The sequence below is a fragment of the Silvanigrella aquatica genome (assembly GCF_001907975.1).
Lineage (GTDB): Bacteria > Bdellovibrionota_B > Oligoflexia > Silvanigrellales > Silvanigrellaceae > Silvanigrella > Silvanigrella aquatica.
Window position 1 is genome coordinate 1,462,070 of sequence record NZ_CP017834.1, and the last position, 17,482, is coordinate 1,479,551.

The window sequence follows — 17,482 nt, forward strand, 5'->3', positions numbered from 1 at the left end:
ATGAGAGTATGGTGGTATATTGCTTCGCAATATTTAAAAACGACATTAAGTATTTTATTATTTTCTGTTAGTATTTATTTTATTTTGACTTATATGGAAGACAGTCAACATTATTTTGATGGCCGGGAAGTTACAAGTAAAACTCTGTTTCTTTATTACTTTTGGCAATTGCCTGCGGTAACGATTCAGTTTATGCCATTTACAGTGTTGATTGGGGGAATTATCACAAATTGGCTCCTTGCTAAGCATGGGGAAATTGCGGCCTTACGAGCCGCGGGTTTGTCCATGATGAAAATAGCTATACCACTTATATATGTAGGGATGTTTTTTACGGCAGGGCAATTTTTTATAAGTGAGTTTATCTTACCAACGAGTTCGACGCATTTTTATAAAATACGCCGTGTGGAAGTTGAAGGAAAAAAAAATGAAAACGTTTTTACAGAAAGCACTTGGCTAAAGTCTAAAGGTACGGTATTACATTTTGAGAAATACGATGAACAAAAAGAAGAATTGTTTGGAATTGAATACTTTAAATCAGAGAATGCATCAAGTTTAAAACAGATAGTACATGCAAACTCGGGTTACTTTGATGAAAATATTGGAAACTGGGTACTGCGAGCCGCTGTCGTGACAAATCTCGACACCTCCTCTCAAATTACCAAAACAGAAATTAAGCCCTTATTTGTCACAAATATTGATTTTGCTCCGCCTAAGGTTTTAAAACAAACCAGTGATTCAAATCAACTGAGTTATTGGCAACTTAAAAAAATAATTGAAGATGCTGAAATGGCGGGGACAAATGTATCAGATAGAATTGTTGATCTCTATATTAAGATCAGTAGCCCTTTTGCAAATTTGCTATTTGTTTTTTTAACGATCCCTTTTGCCTTAAGGAAGGAAAGACAGGAAGAGAAATATATCGGCATCATTATTTGCCTTGTCACGGCTCTTATTTATTGTTTTGGAAATATGGCATTAAGAAGTTTTGCTATAAAAGGAAGTATCCATCCTTTGTTTGCAGCTTGGGTTATGAATATATTAGTTGCGTTGTTAAGTTATATGCTTATTCGGAAATTGGATAAAGGACAGTAATTTATGGTTGAATTGGAATCCATCCTAGAGTCAGTCTCGAAAGGAAAAATGAATGTTGAAAAAGCAAAAACATGGATTGAAAAAAATTATGTTTTAAAAAAACAGAAAAAAAATATTTTTCCTGAAAATGTTGCTACTCATTTTCAAAATCAAAAAGAAGAAACTCAGGAAGGTTTGAAAAATGCTTTCGAAAAAATTAAAAAAAGTGTGAATATTGAAGAACTCTTAAAAATCTCAAGTAATATTGTGCATCAAATATCTGAAAACATGCCACAAATTGATAAAATTCAAGAAAATTTATCAAATAATTTTCAACCTATCGGATTTTCTCCAAATATTTCGGGACTTGATTCCAAATTATCTGTTTTTCGTGCTTTTCACGTCAGTGCCGACAGTAATATAAAAGACAATCAAGTTGTCGGCTCTCAATGGTTTGGTGTTGAGTTTACAGAAAGCGCTGAAGTTAAAAATAATAAATTTGCGGCCGTACAATTTTCCGAACTTGCTGTTGTTCGTTCCGATTTTTGTTCATCACATTTTAGTTTGGCGCGTTTAAGCAACGTAACACTCCAAGAAGCACGATTAGAAAATAATAAATTTTCACGAGCAACATTATCTGATGTGAACATTTCTGAGTCCGATTTTACAGAAAATCAAGTTTTAAAAACAGACTTTTCCGAAACAACAATTCGTGGAAGCCGTTTAAACAGAATGTCTTTTACAAATGTTGATTTTCAAGATTGTGAGTTTGAAGATTGTGATATCCAGGGCGTTGAATTTGAAAATTGTAAATTTAAAGAATGTGTTTTTACGAAATTACATCTCATTTTAAAAGAACCTATTAAAATTTCAGGATGCCAGTGTACGGGCAAAAATATTTCAGGATGTCATACCGCACAAGAATTATTAGAAATTTTAAATGAACCTCATCACGACTCTCACAATTAATCCTTGCACAACACATCGTTTTCTCAGATAAATAGTTTGACTTTGAAGTGGCTCTCTTTTTTACAAATGTAATAAGAGGAGCGGCTTTTAAGCCTTTCTTAATATTTTGGAGGTTTCTCATGACGATTAAGGTTGGTATCAATGGATTTGGCCGTATTGGCCGTTGTGTCTTAAGAGCATTAAAAAATGAGCGTGATATTGAAGTGACTCTCATTAATGATTTGACCGATGCAAAAACATTAGCGCATCTTTATAAATACGATTCTGTTCATGGTAAAGCGCAGCAACATGTGGAGTCTAAGGATAATGCGCTTATTCTAGATGGGAAACCCATTCAAATATCAGCAATTCGCAATCCTGCAGAAATTCCTTGGTCTACTCATGGTGTCGATATTGTATTAGAATGTACGGGCTTGTTCACTGAGGGCGAAAAAGCGGCTGCGCATTTAAAAGCGGGCGCTAAAAAAGTTATTCTAAGTGCTCCTGGCAAAGCAATTGATAAAACAATTGTTATTGGTGTGAATGATTCTGAATATGATATTTCTAAACATCAAATTATTAGCAATGGTTCCTGTACAACAAATTGCTTAGCGCCCCTTACAAAAGTCATTCATGAAAAATTTGGAATTCGTAAAGGTTTAATGACGACAATTCACTCCTATACAAATGATCAAAATATATTGGATCTTCCTCATAAAGATTTACGTCGTGCGCGTGCCGCCGCTTTGAGTATGATTCCAACTTCCACAGGTGCCGCAAAAGCAATTTCAGAAGTGATTCCTTCTCTTGCAGGAAAATTAAATGGCTTTGCCGTTCGCGTGCCTACGCCGAACGTTTCTCTTGTTGATGTTACTTTTGAATTAGAAAAATCAGTCACTGTTGATGATATCAATTCCGCATTAAAATCCGCTTCCGAAGGATATTTAAAAGGTATTTTAGGATATTCAGAAGAGCAACTCGTAAGTTCAGATTATAATGGATCTCCCTATAGTTCCACTATAGATGCGGAATACACATCAGTGATTGGTGGAAATATGGTAAAAGTTCTTTCGTGGTATGATAACGAGTGGGGATTTAGTAACAGAATGGTTCAATTGACTCGTCTTGTAGCGACAGGAAAGTTTTAATTCCTTCATTTTATTTATTTTTTAAAAAATCCTGAAAGCATATTTTGCTTTTAGGATTTTTTATTTTTGTATTCTCGATTTTCCATACCAGAGATTTCTGGAATTCGAACGTGATAATGCAGATTCTGCAAGAATGGTAAATAATTCTTGATAATCAATTTCAATATGTTTCGCCATAAGTGGTAAAGGACTGTAATGGTAGGAAAGTCCTGCAAGTGTATTTGCTTCTAAAAAAAAGACGTTGCCTTTTTTATCACATCTCCAATCCATTCTAACAAAATCTTTTAATTTTAGAAAATCAAATAGTTTTACCGTACCATTTCGAATTATATTTTCATTCTTTTTCGAAAGTTTTGGAAAAGTTACTTTTTCACCCATAAATTCTTTTGATTTATTTGAAAGTCCATAAACACCATCAATAACTTCAATTTGCGCAATTGGTAAAAATATTGGTGGTGTCCCAATAATTGCTGAGGTATATTCTTTTCCATCAATAAATTTTTCTATCAGAACACCATCAGGGTATTTTTCTAGAAGTGATTGGGTAATTTTTTCAGTATTCTTTTTTGAATTAGAAATGGAATAGGAAGCATCTATTCCCATGCCAGATCCTTCGCCATCTGGTTTTATAAAATGTGTTTCGTTAAAAAAAACTCTTGGAATATTAGTAAGCTCTTCGATATTTTTGATTATGTAAAATGGAAGAGTTGGAATTTTTAGATGTTGACATAATAATTTGATTTGCGTTTTGCTCATACAAATCGATTGTGCAAATGGCTCAGAGCCAATAAAAGGAATGCCAGATAATTCACATAAAGATGGAATCCAACTTTCACGCGCGAGTGAACCCCAACCTTCAACTAATGAATGAATAATGGAACAGCTCGAACTCAATTCATTCCATTTCTTTAGAAATGTCGAATCAAGCGGAAAAAGAATTACGGAAAACCCAAGTTGTTTCCATGTTTCGATAATCGTGTCAATTGTTTTTTGTGACTCCCACTCTGCATTTGCATCATCAGGAAAAAAGATTTTGTCGGAATTTTCTAGTTTCGTTGGTAAATCATATACAAGACCTAGTATTTGATTTTTAAATTTACTTTCAAAATTTTGTCTCACGATTTTGATCCTTCTTTAAATTCGGAGAAATGGTGTGTTGCGACTTTGACGACAAAGATTCTTGAGAAAAGATATCCTTGTCTTATAAGGCTAAATAAATTCGTAATAAAAATATATAAAAAATGGTATTGCCTCTACCATTTTTTTTGGCATGAGTTAAATTAAGATTGAACCGAGGATGTAAAACCGGTTTACTGATTTTATTATTTGAAAGGAGAATGTTTTATGGCTGAAACTAAGCGTAAGAAAGCTGGATCAAAAAAAGCGGTAGCAAAAAAAGGAACAAAGAAGGTTGCAAAAAAAACTGCTACTAAGAAAAAGAAAGTTGGTACAAAGAAGCCAGTTAAAAAAACTGCTGCTAAGAAAAAAGCTGGAAGAAAGCCAGCAAAAAAAGTAGTAAAAAAGAAAACAGCTAAGAAAACTGTAGGCAAGAAAAAAACGGCAAAACGTGGTCGTCCTGCAAAATCTTCAACAAAGAAACGTGGTCGTCCTGCAAAATCTTCAACAAAGAAACGTGGTCGTCCAAAGAAGGCTGTCGTTAAAACTCCAAAGAAACGCGGTCGTCCTAGCAAACTTGATAAATTAAAACAATCAATGAGACGCGGTCGTCCAAGGAAATCATCTGCAGATAAAGCGTCATCTTCTAGCGAAGTCATGCATGAAGAGGGAGCACTATAATAAACACAAAATAAGCAAAAGCTTTTTTTGTGTTTATTTTTCTTTATGAGCCAATTTTCTCAAGATTTATTAGCTTGGTATAATATTAATAAAAGACACTTTCCTTGGCGTGAGAATATTAACATATATCATACTTGGATTTGTGAGATTATGAGCCAACAGACAGTAATTTCTGTTGTGCTACCGCGATTTAAGGAATTTATTGCGGAATTGCCTGATATACAATCGTTAGCAAATTGCTCAGATGAAAAATTAAGAAAATTATGGGCTGGTCTAGGTTATTATGCGCGTGCTCGTAATTTGCGAAATGGTGCAAAATATATCATAGATGAATTAAATTCTGTTTTTCCAAACAATAAAAATGATTGGTTAAAAGTACCTGGATGTGGTCCTTATACTGCTTCCATTATTTCAAGTATTTGTTTTCACGAGCCTGTAGCATGTGTTGATGGTAATGTCATACGCGTTGTCAGTCGTTTACTTAATTTGCAATCGGGTGTTTGGGAGAAGTCGGGGCAGGATAAAATATCTTGTTACGTTAATGGTGTCATTTCAAATGAAAATCCCGGTGATTTCAATCAGGCAATGATGGATTTGGGTTCTATAGTTTGTAAAAAGCAAAATCCAAATTGCACATTATGTCCTGTTCAAAATTATTGTACTGCTTTTAAAAATAATTCTGTTGAAATGTGTCCTCCTGTAAAACCGCGCAAGAATTTTCAAAACGAAGATGTCTTTGCACTTATTTTTTTAAAAAAGAAATCAGATGAATTTTTTTTGGTAGAGAGAAATAAAGGTTTTTTAAACAAAACAATAGGATTCCCTCTGCTACGTGCGGAAGAAGCTGTTTCGTTAAGTATTTTAATTTCTGAAATTAAAAAATTTGGGTATAACACGAAATATTTACAAGGAAATTTTCGTCACAGTATCACTCATCATAAAATCACAGGGCACACAATTTTAATTGAAACTCCTCATCATGATGATCATTTTTTGAAAATGCTGCGTTTCTTTTCTTTTTCAGAAAAAAATCAGTGGATTTCAAAAACACATTTAAAACAGAATTTGTCATCTTCCCTTGACCATAAGGTATTAAAAATCCTATCCTCAATATAAGTGTTCGCAACGCTTTCTTGAGGGGATTTTTTATGTCTTTGAATTTAAATCTCATTCCTCCTTATATCAACGGTCATTTTCATCCTACGAATAAGTCAGAACGCATTTTTACCGTGAATAATCCTGCCAATCCTTCTGATATTTTAGCTACCGCGGGTTGGAGCAAGGAGCTTGTCGATCCTGTTTTGCAAGGTATGCGTACAGCTCAAAAAAAATTTCGTATGACTTCGCTAGAAGATCGTTTGGGCTATATTAAAAAATTAATTGGATTTTTAAAAGAGAACGCAGAAGAAATTAAAAGTAACATGATGTTAGAGCTGGCTCGCTCCCGAGTTGCCGTGGAAGAAGAATGGGGTCTTTGCGAAAAATTATTTTTTTCATTGCCTGAGTTTTGCAAGCAAGCACTTTCGGTAAAGCGCGATGAAGAGGGGTGGGAATGGCAATATGCACCCTTAGGCCTTGTTTTAGTCTCTTCAAACATAGCCTTGCCCGTTTACACATTGCTATGCAGTGTTTTGCCTTCTTTAGCGGCAGGGAATGCGGTTTGTATGCGCCCCTCTTCCCATTGTTTGTTGTCTGGCTCTCTATTGGCAAGTGGTTTTCATCAGGCTTCCTTTCCTCCCGGGGTTGTGCAAATTGTTTATGGGGATTTTGAAGTATTTCGTCGCTTGGTTTTAACTCATCAATTTGACACAATCCTTTATACCGGTGGCGAAGAAAGCTTGGAGCAAATCCGTCGTGATACTTCGACACAACAAAATGCACGTCTTGTTTTATGCGGTGGCGGAAAAAATGCGGCTTATGTCACAGAGTCGGCAAATATCAATGCGGCCATTTCAAATATTATTTATGGAGCCTGTCTTGATGCAGGACAACGATTAGAATCTACTAATTTGGCATTTATTGACGACAAAATTTTTTCTGAATTCCAAGATAAATTTGTCACCGCCATAAAAGCTATGCCTATTGGGGCACGTGAAGATCTTTCCAAACCTGATGTGCACGTGATGGAGCCTCTTTGCAGTTCCAATTCTTGGGAACGTTTTTTGCGGTTTCAAGGCATTGCGGCTCGCGAATCCGATGAGACGTTACGTTGGGGTAAGCCTATCGATAATCCAGGAAATGGATATTTTGTATCGCCTGGTGTGCATCTTATGAAACCAGAAAAAGTATTAAAGAGCATTTATGCATCCAATGCTTTTTTTGGCCCCGATATTTGTCTTATTCCCATTCAAAACCGTGAGGACATGATTTCTATTCTCGATGATTTGGGGGCAACTCGTTGCTTAGGTGTTCATTCTCAATTTGTCGAAGAGGTTCATGAAATTCGCAAGCGTTCTGGGGTGCCCTCTATTTTATGGAACACATCGACCATTGAGTTGAATCCTTTGTTACCTAGCATCGGACGTGGCAAAGCGGGAAATAGCTACATAACAGGAGTGCGCTTTTTATTGTCTACTGTTTATCCGCAGGTGTTGAATCTTTCAATTCCTTTTGCGGCCGCTGAGAGTGATATTAAAAAAATAAAAAAGACTCAGAATAAATCAAATTCCAATAATATTTAGATATCTAATTAATAAGGTTACAAAATAGGGGAAAGCTTTGCCATTTCTTATTTTACCGCCTACATTCATGATTACGGAAAATCCTGAAATCAGTGTAGAAGTAAAAAATAATGCTTTAGCCTACCAAAATAGCTTATTGAATCAATTGGGTGTTAATAAATCTCAAGAACAATTTGCATTGACAAAAGATGCTTATAGAGGGACACGAGTTTTTTCTTGGAACAAACCCTACGATGCGTATTTGCCTTCATATTTTTTATTTCCAGCAGGCCAATCTCAATTAAAAGAATTTGTGCATACAGCTTCCCTTGTTCGTTATCAAGATTGTTTGCAAATGGGCTCTGTTTGGAATTTCACTCAAAACGTGGCTCCTTTTGCTATTACAAATTCAACTGAGAGCTTAGAAACCATAGCAAATCGCAAATTTGTTGATTTATCTCCTGTTAAAATCAATTCATTTTATGATTTTCGCACTCAGGATCGTATTAGTAATATATTAGATATTTTTTTGGGTGAAAAATTAGCACAAAAAGGAATATTGAATATTACAAATTTATCCCGTATTGTTTGCAAGGGGAACTATTCTGTAAATTTAAAAAGCCCAACACAGACTTCTTATCCGGCGCGTGCTCATCGTCTTGTTAACGTGCAAATGTTTTCTGAATTAGCGCAAAAAAAAATCACATGGCCTAACGTAACATTTAAATCTTGGCTCGACTCCGGTGTTTTTGCAGAAAAAAATAAAGATTTTTTTGATGAAAAAACTCCTACTCCTTTTCATCCTGAAAAAACGGCCGATCAGATTGTAAATAAATTACTTCCTGAATTGCATGATTTAAAAAATGAAGAGTTTAAAATCATTCGCAGATACCGGGGATGGGTTTACATAAATAGAGGTCGTGCTTTTGGTTTGCAAATGGGAATGCGTTTGATCGGTCCCGCAGAATCGCGATTGCATATCATCCGATTATTACCTGAGGTCAATGGGGAAATAGATTCTTCCATTGCATTTATAAGATATGAAGATGAAAAACGTCCCCTCGTTGTCGGTGATATTTTAAAACTTGATCCTACTCTCTTTCCAAAATCTAGAAATTCAGATAATAAAATGAGTAAGTGATCAACTGCTCATTAGTGAGGAAAGAGAATATGAATCAATGGAAAGAAAAGATTTTATCTCGTCCAAAATCTGTAAAAGTTTTTTTTGGAATTTTATTTTTCTGTTTTCTTGTTGTTGCGATTATAGGGATCTCAACCTACGGTAAAGAAACAACTGATGATTCTCAAGTAACAGGACATATTGTCAGTGTTTCAGCCCGTATTGCGGGACAAGTAGCAAAAATTTATGTTGAAAATAATCAAAATGTAAAAAAAGAGGAGCCCCTTGTTGAGTTAGACAGCGCTCAAGAAAAAGCCGAAGTGGTTTCTGCTCAAGCAGATTACGAAGCTGCGAAAGCGGCGTATGAGCAGGCGCAAGCCCAACACGCTCAAATTGATAAAGGTTACAGTGCTTCCTTGACACAGGCCGAGGGAGGATTGGCTCAGGCTTCCTCAGGTGTTGTGGCCAGTGTGGAAGCGGTTAAGCAAGCGCGTGCGAATTTGTCATCAACTCAGAGCGCCATGGATTTAGCAAAGAAAAATTTAGACCGCTTTATTTACTTAAAAAACCAAGGTGCTGTTACTCAATTCGATTTAGATAATCAGCAAAATCAGTATACCCAAGCCAAAGCGGCTCATGATGTGGCTAAAGCGCAATTGGCCAGTATGATGGCTTCGCAAAAACAATCTTCAGGAAGCCTGCAACAAGCAAAAGGACAAATGCTTTCTGCTAAATCACTTGCCAATCAAGTGAAGGCTTATGAAGCGGCGATTTCTCTAGCCTATGCTAAAATGAAAAAATCAGAAGCCGGTTTAGAACAGGCTAAATTACGTTTGAGTTATACTGTCATTAAAGCTCCTTTTGATGGATTTACTTCAAATAAAATGGTGGAATTAGGGCAAATGGTAGATTCTGCTACGCCTTTATTGTCTATAGTTTCTTTAAATGACACTTGGCTTATTGCTAATTTTAAAGAAGATCAATTACAAAAAATGAAACCGGGTCAGCCCGTTAAAATTAAAGTAGATTCCTATCCCGGGAAATCACTTCGTGGGATTGTCAAAAGTGTTTCCGGTGCTTCGGGAGCAACTTTCGCTTTATTACCTCCTGATAATTCAACAGGTAATTTTGTTAAGGTCACACAAAGATTTCCTGTGGAAATTTCTATTGAACCCCGCCCCCTAGATATCGTTTTACGGCCTGGAATGAGTACCGTTGTTACTGTTGTTACCCGATAATAAGAGGTAAATAAACATTATGGTTACAAGGGAAAAATTCACACCTACTGCGGTGGAAGGTTCGAAATTATTCATTACCATTGCGGCTATGTTGTCCTCATTAATGGCTGTTTTAGATATCAGTATTGTCAATGTGGCCTTGAACGATATTCGAGCCAGTTTTGGTGTGCAGATGGATCAAATTGCTTGGGTCTCAACGGGATATATGATGGCCAATATCGTTGTAATTCCTATGACGGGATGGTTTCAAAGGCGCTTTGGGCTGAAAAATTATTTTCTTTTTTCACTCTGTATATTCACAATTTCTTCACTTCTCTGTGCACTTTCTTGGAATTTAATTTCTCTCGTTTTTTTTAGAATATTGCAAGGTATGGGGGGAGGAGCCATTATACCTACGGCAAGCACTATCATGCTTTCTCGATATCCTAAGGAAGAACAAGGCATGGCGCAGGCCTTTATTGGTTTAGGTGCTATTACGGGGCCTTTATTGGGACCTACTGTGGGTGGTTATTTAATAGATTTTTCTTCTTGGCATTTGATTTTTTTAATTAACTTACCCATTGGTCTTTTATGCTTATTTGTTGCTATGATGAGTATTAAAGTACCAAACTTTATACCATCGCAACAACAATTGGATAGATACGGTTTTCTTTTATTAGCTGTCGGACTGTCTTGTCTGCAATATGTTTTGGAAGAAGGGAACAGAGATGATTGGTTTGAAAGTCATATTATTACTTTTTTAAGCATTATAAGTTTAACATGTTTGGTTACATTGATTTTTCAGCAATTGGAATCAAAGGAACCTATGATTGATTTTCGCGTGTTTATAAACCGAAATTATGCCTTATGTACATTTATTAATTTTATTTTAGGCACCACTCTATTTGGTGGTTCTTTTTTATTTTCACTTTATTGTGGCAATGTCATGAATTATGCCCCTCTCGATATTGGTCTGCTTTTTTTAAAAGGGACATGTATTCAAATTATAATGATGCCTTTGGTTGGTAAACTTGTAAACGTTATAGATAAGAGAATATTAATTGCTTTTGGGGTTATAGTGGTATTTTTTAGTTTATGGAAAAATTCACATTTAACTGCAAATTCTTCTGAAGGAGCTTTAATATTTGTTTTATTTTTACGTGCGTTAGGTTTGGGTTGTTTATTTATTCCTTTATCCATAACAGCAATTGCATTTGTAAAGCCTAAAGAATTAGGAAATGCCTTAGGGTTATTTAATTTGACTCGTGAATTAGGAGGATCTATTGGGTTAGCATGGATGAGCTCACAACTTGTAAATCATGTTAAAGAGTACAATGTTACTTTAGGTTCCCATATCGTAAATGGTTTGCCTGTAGTCGATCAGCAATTAAGATTAATGCAGTTTTTATTTTACGGAAAAACAGAGCATCCGCAGCAAGCCGCTTACCAACTTATGCAAAACCGAATAAATTTACAGGCCACAGTGGAATCTTTTAATAAAGGATTTTTAATTTTATCCCTTGTTTTTTTAACCTCACTCATATTACTGATATTAATTGAGAAACCTAAAAAAGGTGCAACGCCTGTGGAAGGAATGCACTAAGTTAAAAAATGTTTTAATTTATTGCAAATTATTCATTTTTTCTGTTTTGTTTGATGTTCGACTATTTTGATGATTAGATAGAGTTGTGTTTGATACTCAAATTAAGGAGAAATGTATGGCAAAAGAAATTCGCAGCTTTAAACACTTACTCGGTAAGTTAGATGGTATTAGCGATCCTCAATTGGAAGCGCATTTTGGACTTTATGAAGGCTATGTCAAAAAACTAAATGAAATTGAAGAAAAACTTGAAAAGACGGACAAAGGACTGACAAACTATAGTTTTGGTGAATTTTCAGAACTCAAAAGACGCCATTGTGTTCCTTACAATGGGACTTATTTACATGAAATGTATTTTGAAAATTTAATTTCTACGGAAAGTCCTTCCCCCCAATTTGAAAACTTAGCAAAAGCGGCTTTTGGCAGTGTTGATAATTGGAAAGCGGATGTGAAAGCGACAGGACTTGCGGTTCCAGGTTGGGTTGTAACCTGTGTGGAAACCACCACAGGTAAATTAAAAAATGTGCAAATTATGGAACACCATATTGGATTCCCCTTAAATCATGTGCCTGTTTTAGTGATGGATACATGGGAACACGCCTTTTTCCTAGATTTTAAAGCGAATCGTGGAGCTTATATTGATGTTTTCTTTAAAAATATCAATTGGTCTGTTGTGAATGCACGTGTTACTCAATGTGCAAAGTAACATCTCAGACTTTATGAATTGATCGCTTATAAACTTTCTTAAAAATTATAATAAATAAAATAGAATACCCGCATAGCCATAAAAGTGGAATTGCGGAGTTTATTGTGGGATTAATATGTGCTAAAGAGAGCTGAGCCCATTGATATGTAGGAATTAAATTTCTTAATGTACCAAAAATTCCTTCTCCTGGTAAAGCAAAAGAACCAAATAATAATAATAAATTTAAAAGTGTAAAAATACTGCGTGATGATTCTGGATTGGCGGCATATCCTATTGTCATACCCAATAAGGCCATGGGAATGCCCCCAGCTAAGGCAATAAATGCAAAATAGAGCAATTGCGACGTTTCAATCTGAATATTTAAAAGAAATAGAGCAACAAATGTTAAAGAAATTAAATTAATAATTGATAAAAAGAGGGTGTGTAATAATCGCCCAAATATCATAGGCAATATTCCGATGGGCATGGTTCTTAAATATTTAGACCAATCGGAGTTTTTTTCTTGAGTTACCCCCATTCCTAAAAGCATAAGAGCGACCGTTTGAACGGAGTAATTAAAAAATACAATAAGGGCGCCTAATAAATTTTTACCCTCCCACTGATTAGCAAATAATAAAAGCATGAGTGGTGGAAAAATAAGAGTGAAAAATAAGGCAGGAATATTTCTCACAGTGCTTAAAAAAAATACTTTAAAATAAAAAAATGTTAACTTCACAAATTATTTTCCTTTAGATAAATTTAAAAATGCGGATTCTAAATTTTCTCTTATTATTTGTAAATTATGGAAGGGAACATTATTCTGCACGAGTTCATAAATTAGGGCATCGGGGTTGGTTGTCATTAATGTATAATTGTCATTATCATTTTGAAATGATCTCATATTTTTAAATTGTTCCCAATTGATTTTTGAATTGCATTGAAAAGTCACTTTTGTATTTGAAGTATTTGCTAAGGATTTTATGTGTGAAACCGATCCATCCGCAATAATTTTTCCATTTTGTAAAAATAAAATCCGTGTTGCAATTTGTTCAATTTCTTCGAGATAATGAGTCGTTAAAAAGATGCTTTTACCCATTTTAGAATAATCTTGAATCGCATTTAAAAGAATTTTGCGCGATTCTACATCCAGACCTGTTGTGGGCTCATCCAAAAAAATAATTTGAGGATTGCCGATAAACGCTAAAGCAAGAGCCAATCTTCTCTTTTGTCCCCCTGACAGTTTTGAGGCTTTGGCATTTAAAAAGGATTGCAATCCAAATTTTTCAATCATGTTTTCAAGGGGTAGAGGATGGGGATAATGTGCATGTATAAATTGCAAAGTTTCAATAGTTTTTAAACCATCAGGGAATTCTACATTTTGTGGCGTGGATCCTACAGAAACTCGTGATTGGGGATCTTGTGGTTCTTTACCAAAAAGTTTGATCTCTCCCGAGGTTGGCAATTCTTGACCCAGCATTAATTTGATTGTTGTTGTTTTTCCTGCTCCATTCACACCCAAAAGTGCGATGATTTCATTTTGAGTAATGCTAAAGTTTATGTCGCAAACAACTTTTTTATTGCCATAATTTTTACTTACATTCGTAAATTCTAAAATTGGACTTAAACCCATAGTTCTCTCCTCATTCCCATGAACATGTATTTCTTTTTCGCTTTGGGTGCAAGGGTTTGCGAATCGGGGCTTATGTCAAGTATTTAAGTTGTTAAAAAATTTTATCTTGGAGAATGAAAGCTCCATTTTTTTGTCACATGAGAATTTAACAATTGATTGGTTCTATCTTCAATTAGTTTTAATCTATCCTTAGATCTCTTTATTCCTTTTAAAATAATTTTTGTATTGAGGCAAAAATGAGAAAGATTTTTGTAATAACTTCCATATTATTGGTTTTACTTAACATTATATCTATTTTTGTTTTTCCTTGGTTTTTAATTTCTTTAATCATAGTGATTCCTTTTATTACTATTGGCATTCGAGATATGATCCAAACCAGCCAAACTCTTCGCAGAAATTTTCCTATTATTGCTCACTTTCGTTATATCTTTGAGATGATTCGTCCTGAAATCAATCAGTATTTTGTGGAATCGGATACGGATGGAGTGCCCTTCAATAGAGAACAGCGTTCTGTTGTTTACCAAAGAGCTAAGGGAGTGCGCGATTCAGTGCCTTTTGGAACAAAAAAGAATGTCTATCAAGTAGGTTATGAATGGGTCAATCACTCTCTACGGCCAACTCAATTGAATCATCATAATTTACGGGTCATGATTGGAGGAACGGATTGTTTACAGCCATATAGTGCAAATTTATTAAATATTTCTGCAATGAGTTATGGTTCTTTAAGTAAAAATGCGGTTCTTGCTCTCAATGGGGGGGCAAAAGATGGTGGGTTTGCCCATAATACCGGCGAAGGAGGTTTAACACCCTATCATTTGGAAAATGGGGGCGACATTATTTGGCAAATTGGAACAGGCTATTTTGGTTGTCGTAATTTGGATGGCTCTTTTAATGAATTAGAGTTTGTTAAGAAAGCCGCACATACTCCTCAGGTTAAAATGATCGAAATAAAACTTTCTCAAGGAGCAAAGCCAGGTCATGGAGGCATTTTGCCATCAAAAAAAGTGACTCCAGAAATTGCAGCGATTCGTGGTGTTCCTCTTGGTAAAGATGTGATTTCTCCTCCTTCCCATTCCGTTTTTTCCACTCCTACGGAAATGATGTATTTTATTGGTAAATTAAGAAAATTATCGGGTGGAAAACCCATTGGAATTAAAATGTGTCTTGGCAATAAATGGGAGTTTATCGCAATGTGTAAGGCGATGAAACTGACAAATATTACACCAGATTACATATCAGTCGACGGCGCCGAAGGCGGGACGGGTGCCGCTCCCCTTGAGTTTACCAACTCCGTAGGGACTCCCGGTATCGATGCTCTTATGTTTGTTCATAACAGCCTCGTGGGGTTTGGCTTGCGGAAAAGGATCCGTATTATGTCTTCAGGTAAGGTAACAACTGGATTTGAAATGATAAAGCTTATGGCTTTGGGGGCCGATTTAGTTTATTCCGCACGCGGGATGATGATGGCGTTAGGTTGTATTCAGGCCTTAAAATGCAATTCAAATGAATGTCCCACAGGTGTGGCAACACAAGATCCCACATTGATGAATGGTTTGGTTGTCAAAGATAAACGAAAAAGAGTTGCTCATTTTCAAATTGAAACAATAAAAAGTATGGTTGAAATTATCGAAGCTATGGGATTAGAAGGGACTCATGAATTACGGCCGTGGCATGTAATGCGCCGCGTCAGTGATACAGAAAGCAAGAGTTATGCGGACTTATTTGAATATATTCCGGAAGGATCTTTACTCGAAAATAATGTGCCTCTTTCCTTTGAGAGCGCAGTGAAGCTCGCCAGTCCTGAAAGCTTTAAACCCCTGTTTTTTTAAAGAAACATATTTTATAGATAAAATGCAAAGAAAACATATTATTATATATGAATTAACATTCTGTTATTTTTAATTTTTTTTATATGAATGAATAAAAACGAAAAGTTTAATTTTCAATCTTCTCCTTATACTGTATTGTTCAAATTCAACAGTTTTTTGGGAGAGGAATTTAAATGGAATTAAAACGCGGTATATCAACATCAGGCATCCTCTTTGCCTCTGTGAGCGCAACCATTGGTTCAGGTTGGTTGTTTGGCTCACTTTACGCGTCTAAAATGGCAGGCCCTTCTGCCATTCTTGCCTGGCTCATAGGTGCTGCTGCTATTATTATTATTGCACTTTGTTTTTCTGAATTGTCTACCATGTTTCCTGTTTCGGGCGGTATGAGTATTTTCCCTTTATTTACCCATGGTACGGCTGTTTCTTTTATGTTGGGATGGATTTCCTGGCTTGCCTTTATCGTTATTGTCCCCATTGAGGTTTTAGCTGTTATTCAGTATGGAGCTAATTTTTTTCCACATTTGATGGAAAAAGATAAATTAACAGGTTCTGGATATACTGTTGCTGTTATGTTAACTGCTGTATTATTATTAGTTAATGTGGCAAGTGCAAAAATAATGTCTAAAACAAGTTTTTACATTACAATCTGGAAAATATTAATTCCTTGTTTACTTATCGTATTGTTTTTTTATAAATCACATCATTTTGAAAATTTAACATCACATGGATTTGCACCACAAGGTATGCATGGTCTTTTTGCCTCTCTCTCTGTTGGTGGAATTATTCTTGCCTATAATGGGTTTCAACCTGGAGTTGCTTTAGCTGGTGAAACAAAAAATCCACAAAAAAGTATTCCTATTGCTATTATTGGTTCCATGCTGATTTGTATGGTTATTTATTGCTCATTACAAATTGCTTTTATATTGGCACTTCCTCCTGAATCTCTAGCACAAGGTTGGGAAAATTTAAGTTTTGCAGGAGAGGCGGGTCCTTTTGCGGGTCTTGCCACTATCATTGGTTTGGCATGGTTTGGCATGATTCTTTATTCCGATGCTCTTATTTCTCCTTTTGGAAGCGGGATTGTCTTTATGGCGGCTTCTGCGCGCGCTTCCTATTGTATGAGTAAAACAGGTCATATGCCTAAATTTTTTCAAAAACTTTCACAAAGTCGTGTTCCTGTTTTAGGACTCATCGTGAGTTTTGCTGTTTCCTTAGTTCTTTATTTATTTTTAGAAAACTGGCAAGAAATGGCTGCTTTTTATGCGGCCGCTATTTGTTTATGTAATGCTGTTATTCCAGTTACTTTATTTATTATGCGTAAAGATTTCCCAGATTTACAAAGACCCTTTAAAGTTTATTCTTATAAAATTATTTCCATGGTTGCGTTTTATATCAGCAGTATGTTGTTATTCTGGTGCGGTTGGGAAATTATGTGGAAGCTAAGTATTATCATTGCTATTGGTTTTATTGCTTTATTTTCTTTAAAAAGAAATAACGGTGAGTTTTCATTAGATGCGAAGGCATTTACATGGCTCTTATTTTACATGCTCTCATTTGGAGCTGTTTCTTTTCTGGGTTCCTATGGCAATGGCTTAGGCGTCATTCAAAACGGATACGATTTTGCTATAATTGGAGTTATCTGTTTTATATCGGTAATTCTTGCTGATAAATTTAAAATAAGTCGTGAAAAATCCTTAGAATTAATTGAAAATACTTTAAAAACATTGCGTGAAGAACGTGAGAAAAATAGAAATCAACAGGTAGCTTAGTCCTATTC

15 protein-coding genes are annotated in these 17,482 nt (G+C 35.4%); 12 read left to right on the forward strand and 3 right to left on the reverse strand.

Annotated elements, in window-relative coordinates:
* The 3 genes from AXG55_RS06075 to gap all read left to right on the forward strand — a co-directional run bounded on the left by AXG55_RS06075 (nt 1) and on the right by gap (nt 3,167).
* Complete coding sequence (locus AXG55_RS06075) at nt 1–1,092, forward strand: LptF/LptG family permease (protein ID WP_148697238.1); 1,092 nt, start codon at nt 1–3, stop codon at nt 1,090–1,092.
* A gap of 3 nt (nt 1,093–1,095) precedes the next feature.
* Nucleotides 1,096–2,040 (forward strand): pentapeptide repeat-containing protein, encoded by a 945-nt coding sequence (locus AXG55_RS06080; protein ID WP_148697239.1) that lies wholly within the window; start codon nt 1,096–1,098, stop codon nt 2,038–2,040.
* Between the two features lie 119 nt (nt 2,041–2,159).
* Nucleotides 2,160–3,167, forward strand: coding sequence for a type I glyceraldehyde-3-phosphate dehydrogenase (gene gap / locus AXG55_RS06085; protein WP_148697240.1), 1,008 nt, complete (start codon nt 2,160–2,162; stop codon nt 3,165–3,167).
* A 60-nt stretch (nt 3,168–3,227) separates the two neighbouring features.
* Here the strand turns inward: gap and AXG55_RS06090 are convergent, their stop codons facing one another.
* Nucleotides 3,228–4,286, reverse strand: coding sequence for a D-alanine--D-alanine ligase family protein (locus tag AXG55_RS06090; protein ID WP_148697241.1), 1,059 nt, complete (start codon nt 4,284–4,286; stop codon nt 3,228–3,230).
* A 225-nt stretch (nt 4,287–4,511) separates the two neighbouring features.
* Between AXG55_RS06090 and AXG55_RS14825 the strand changes: the two genes are divergently transcribed.
* The 7 genes from AXG55_RS14825 (at nt 4,512) to AXG55_RS06125 (ending at nt 12,267) form a co-directional block, all read left to right on the forward strand.
* Nucleotides 4,512–4,964 (forward strand): hypothetical protein, encoded by a 453-nt coding sequence (locus tag AXG55_RS14825; RefSeq protein ID WP_233231417.1) that lies wholly within the window; start codon nt 4,512–4,514, stop codon nt 4,962–4,964.
* 150 nt (nt 4,965–5,114) lie between these two features.
* Nucleotides 5,115–6,080: an A/G-specific adenine glycosylase gene (locus AXG55_RS06100; protein WP_148697243.1), complete on the forward strand. Its 966-nt coding sequence runs from the start codon at nt 5,115–5,117 to the stop codon at nt 6,078–6,080.
* 32 nt (nt 6,081–6,112) lie between these two features.
* Complete coding sequence (locus AXG55_RS06105; protein ID WP_148697244.1) at nt 6,113–7,645, forward strand: aldehyde dehydrogenase family protein; 1,533 nt, start codon at nt 6,113–6,115, stop codon at nt 7,643–7,645.
* Nucleotides 7,646–7,682: 37 nt separating this feature from the next.
* Nucleotides 7,683–8,765 carry a hypothetical protein gene (locus AXG55_RS06110; protein WP_148697245.1) on the forward strand — a complete coding sequence of 361 codons (1,083 nt, stop codon included), beginning with the start codon at nt 7,683–7,685 and terminating at the stop codon, nt 8,763–8,765.
* A 29-nt stretch (nt 8,766–8,794) separates the two neighbouring features.
* On the forward strand, nt 8,795–9,982 hold the full coding sequence (locus tag AXG55_RS06115; protein WP_148697246.1) for an HlyD family secretion protein: 1,188 nt from the start codon (nt 8,795–8,797) through the stop codon (nt 9,980–9,982).
* 19 nt (nt 9,983–10,001) lie between these two features.
* Nucleotides 10,002–11,564, forward strand: a complete 1,563-nt coding sequence (locus AXG55_RS06120; protein WP_148697247.1) for a DHA2 family efflux MFS transporter permease subunit — start codon at nt 10,002–10,004, stop codon at nt 11,562–11,564.
* A 115-nt stretch (nt 11,565–11,679) separates the two neighbouring features.
* On the forward strand, nt 11,680–12,267 hold the full coding sequence (locus tag AXG55_RS06125; RefSeq protein ID WP_148697248.1) for a superoxide dismutase: 588 nt from the start codon (nt 11,680–11,682) through the stop codon (nt 12,265–12,267).
* 4 nt (nt 12,268–12,271) lie between these two features.
* On the opposite strand, the gene AXG55_RS06130 is transcribed toward AXG55_RS06125, so the two are convergent.
* Together AXG55_RS06130 and AXG55_RS06135 are read right to left on the reverse strand one after the other, a co-directional pair.
* Nucleotides 12,272–12,982: a hypothetical protein gene (locus AXG55_RS06130; protein ID WP_148697249.1), complete on the reverse strand. Its 711-nt coding sequence runs from the start codon at nt 12,980–12,982 to the stop codon at nt 12,272–12,274.
* Nucleotides 12,983–12,985: 3 nt separating this feature from the next.
* Nucleotides 12,986–13,876: an ABC transporter ATP-binding protein gene (locus AXG55_RS06135; RefSeq protein WP_148697250.1), complete on the reverse strand. Its 891-nt coding sequence runs from the start codon at nt 13,874–13,876 to the stop codon at nt 12,986–12,988.
* Between the two features lie 236 nt (nt 13,877–14,112).
* Between AXG55_RS06135 and AXG55_RS06140 the strand changes: the two genes are divergently transcribed.
* Nucleotides 14,113–15,705 (forward strand): FMN-binding glutamate synthase family protein, encoded by a 1,593-nt coding sequence (locus AXG55_RS06140; RefSeq protein ID WP_148697251.1) that lies wholly within the window; start codon nt 14,113–14,115, stop codon nt 15,703–15,705.
* Between the two features lie 173 nt (nt 15,706–15,878).
* On the forward strand, nt 15,879–17,474 hold the full coding sequence (locus AXG55_RS06145) for an APC family permease (protein WP_148697252.1): 1,596 nt from the start codon (nt 15,879–15,881) through the stop codon (nt 17,472–17,474).
* The last annotated feature ends 8 nt before the right edge of the window (nt 17,475–17,482 follow it).

Coding starts and splice junctions, on each gene's coding strand:
- AXG55_RS06075 (WP_148697238.1), top strand. CDS start 1: ATGAGAGTATGGTGGTATATTGCTTCGCAATATTTAAAAACGACATTA.
- AXG55_RS06080 (WP_148697239.1), top strand. CDS start 1,096: ATGGTTGAATTGGAATCCATCCTAGAGTCAGTCTCGAAAGGAAAAATG.
- gap (WP_148697240.1), top strand. CDS start 2,160: ATGACGATTAAGGTTGGTATCAATGGATTTGGCCGTATTGGCCGTTGT.
- AXG55_RS14825 (WP_233231417.1), top strand. CDS start 4,512: ATGGCTGAAACTAAGCGTAAGAAAGCTGGATCAAAAAAAGCGGTAGCA.
- AXG55_RS06100 (WP_148697243.1), top strand. CDS start 5,115: ATGAGCCAACAGACAGTAATTTCTGTTGTGCTACCGCGATTTAAGGAA.
- AXG55_RS06105 (WP_148697244.1), top strand. CDS start 6,113: ATGTCTTTGAATTTAAATCTCATTCCTCCTTATATCAACGGTCATTTT.
- AXG55_RS06115 (WP_148697246.1), top strand. CDS start 8,795: ATGAATCAATGGAAAGAAAAGATTTTATCTCGTCCAAAATCTGTAAAA.
- AXG55_RS06120 (WP_148697247.1), top strand. CDS start 10,002: ATGGTTACAAGGGAAAAATTCACACCTACTGCGGTGGAAGGTTCGAAA.
- AXG55_RS06125 (WP_148697248.1), top strand. CDS start 11,680: ATGGCAAAAGAAATTCGCAGCTTTAAACACTTACTCGGTAAGTTAGAT.
- AXG55_RS06135 (WP_148697250.1), bottom strand. CDS start 13,876: ATGGGTTTAAGTCCAATTTTAGAATTTACGAATGTAAGTAAAAATTAT.
- AXG55_RS06140 (WP_148697251.1), top strand. CDS start 14,113: ATGAGAAAGATTTTTGTAATAACTTCCATATTATTGGTTTTACTTAAC.
- AXG55_RS06145 (WP_148697252.1), top strand. CDS start 15,879: ATGGAATTAAAACGCGGTATATCAACATCAGGCATCCTCTTTGCCTCT.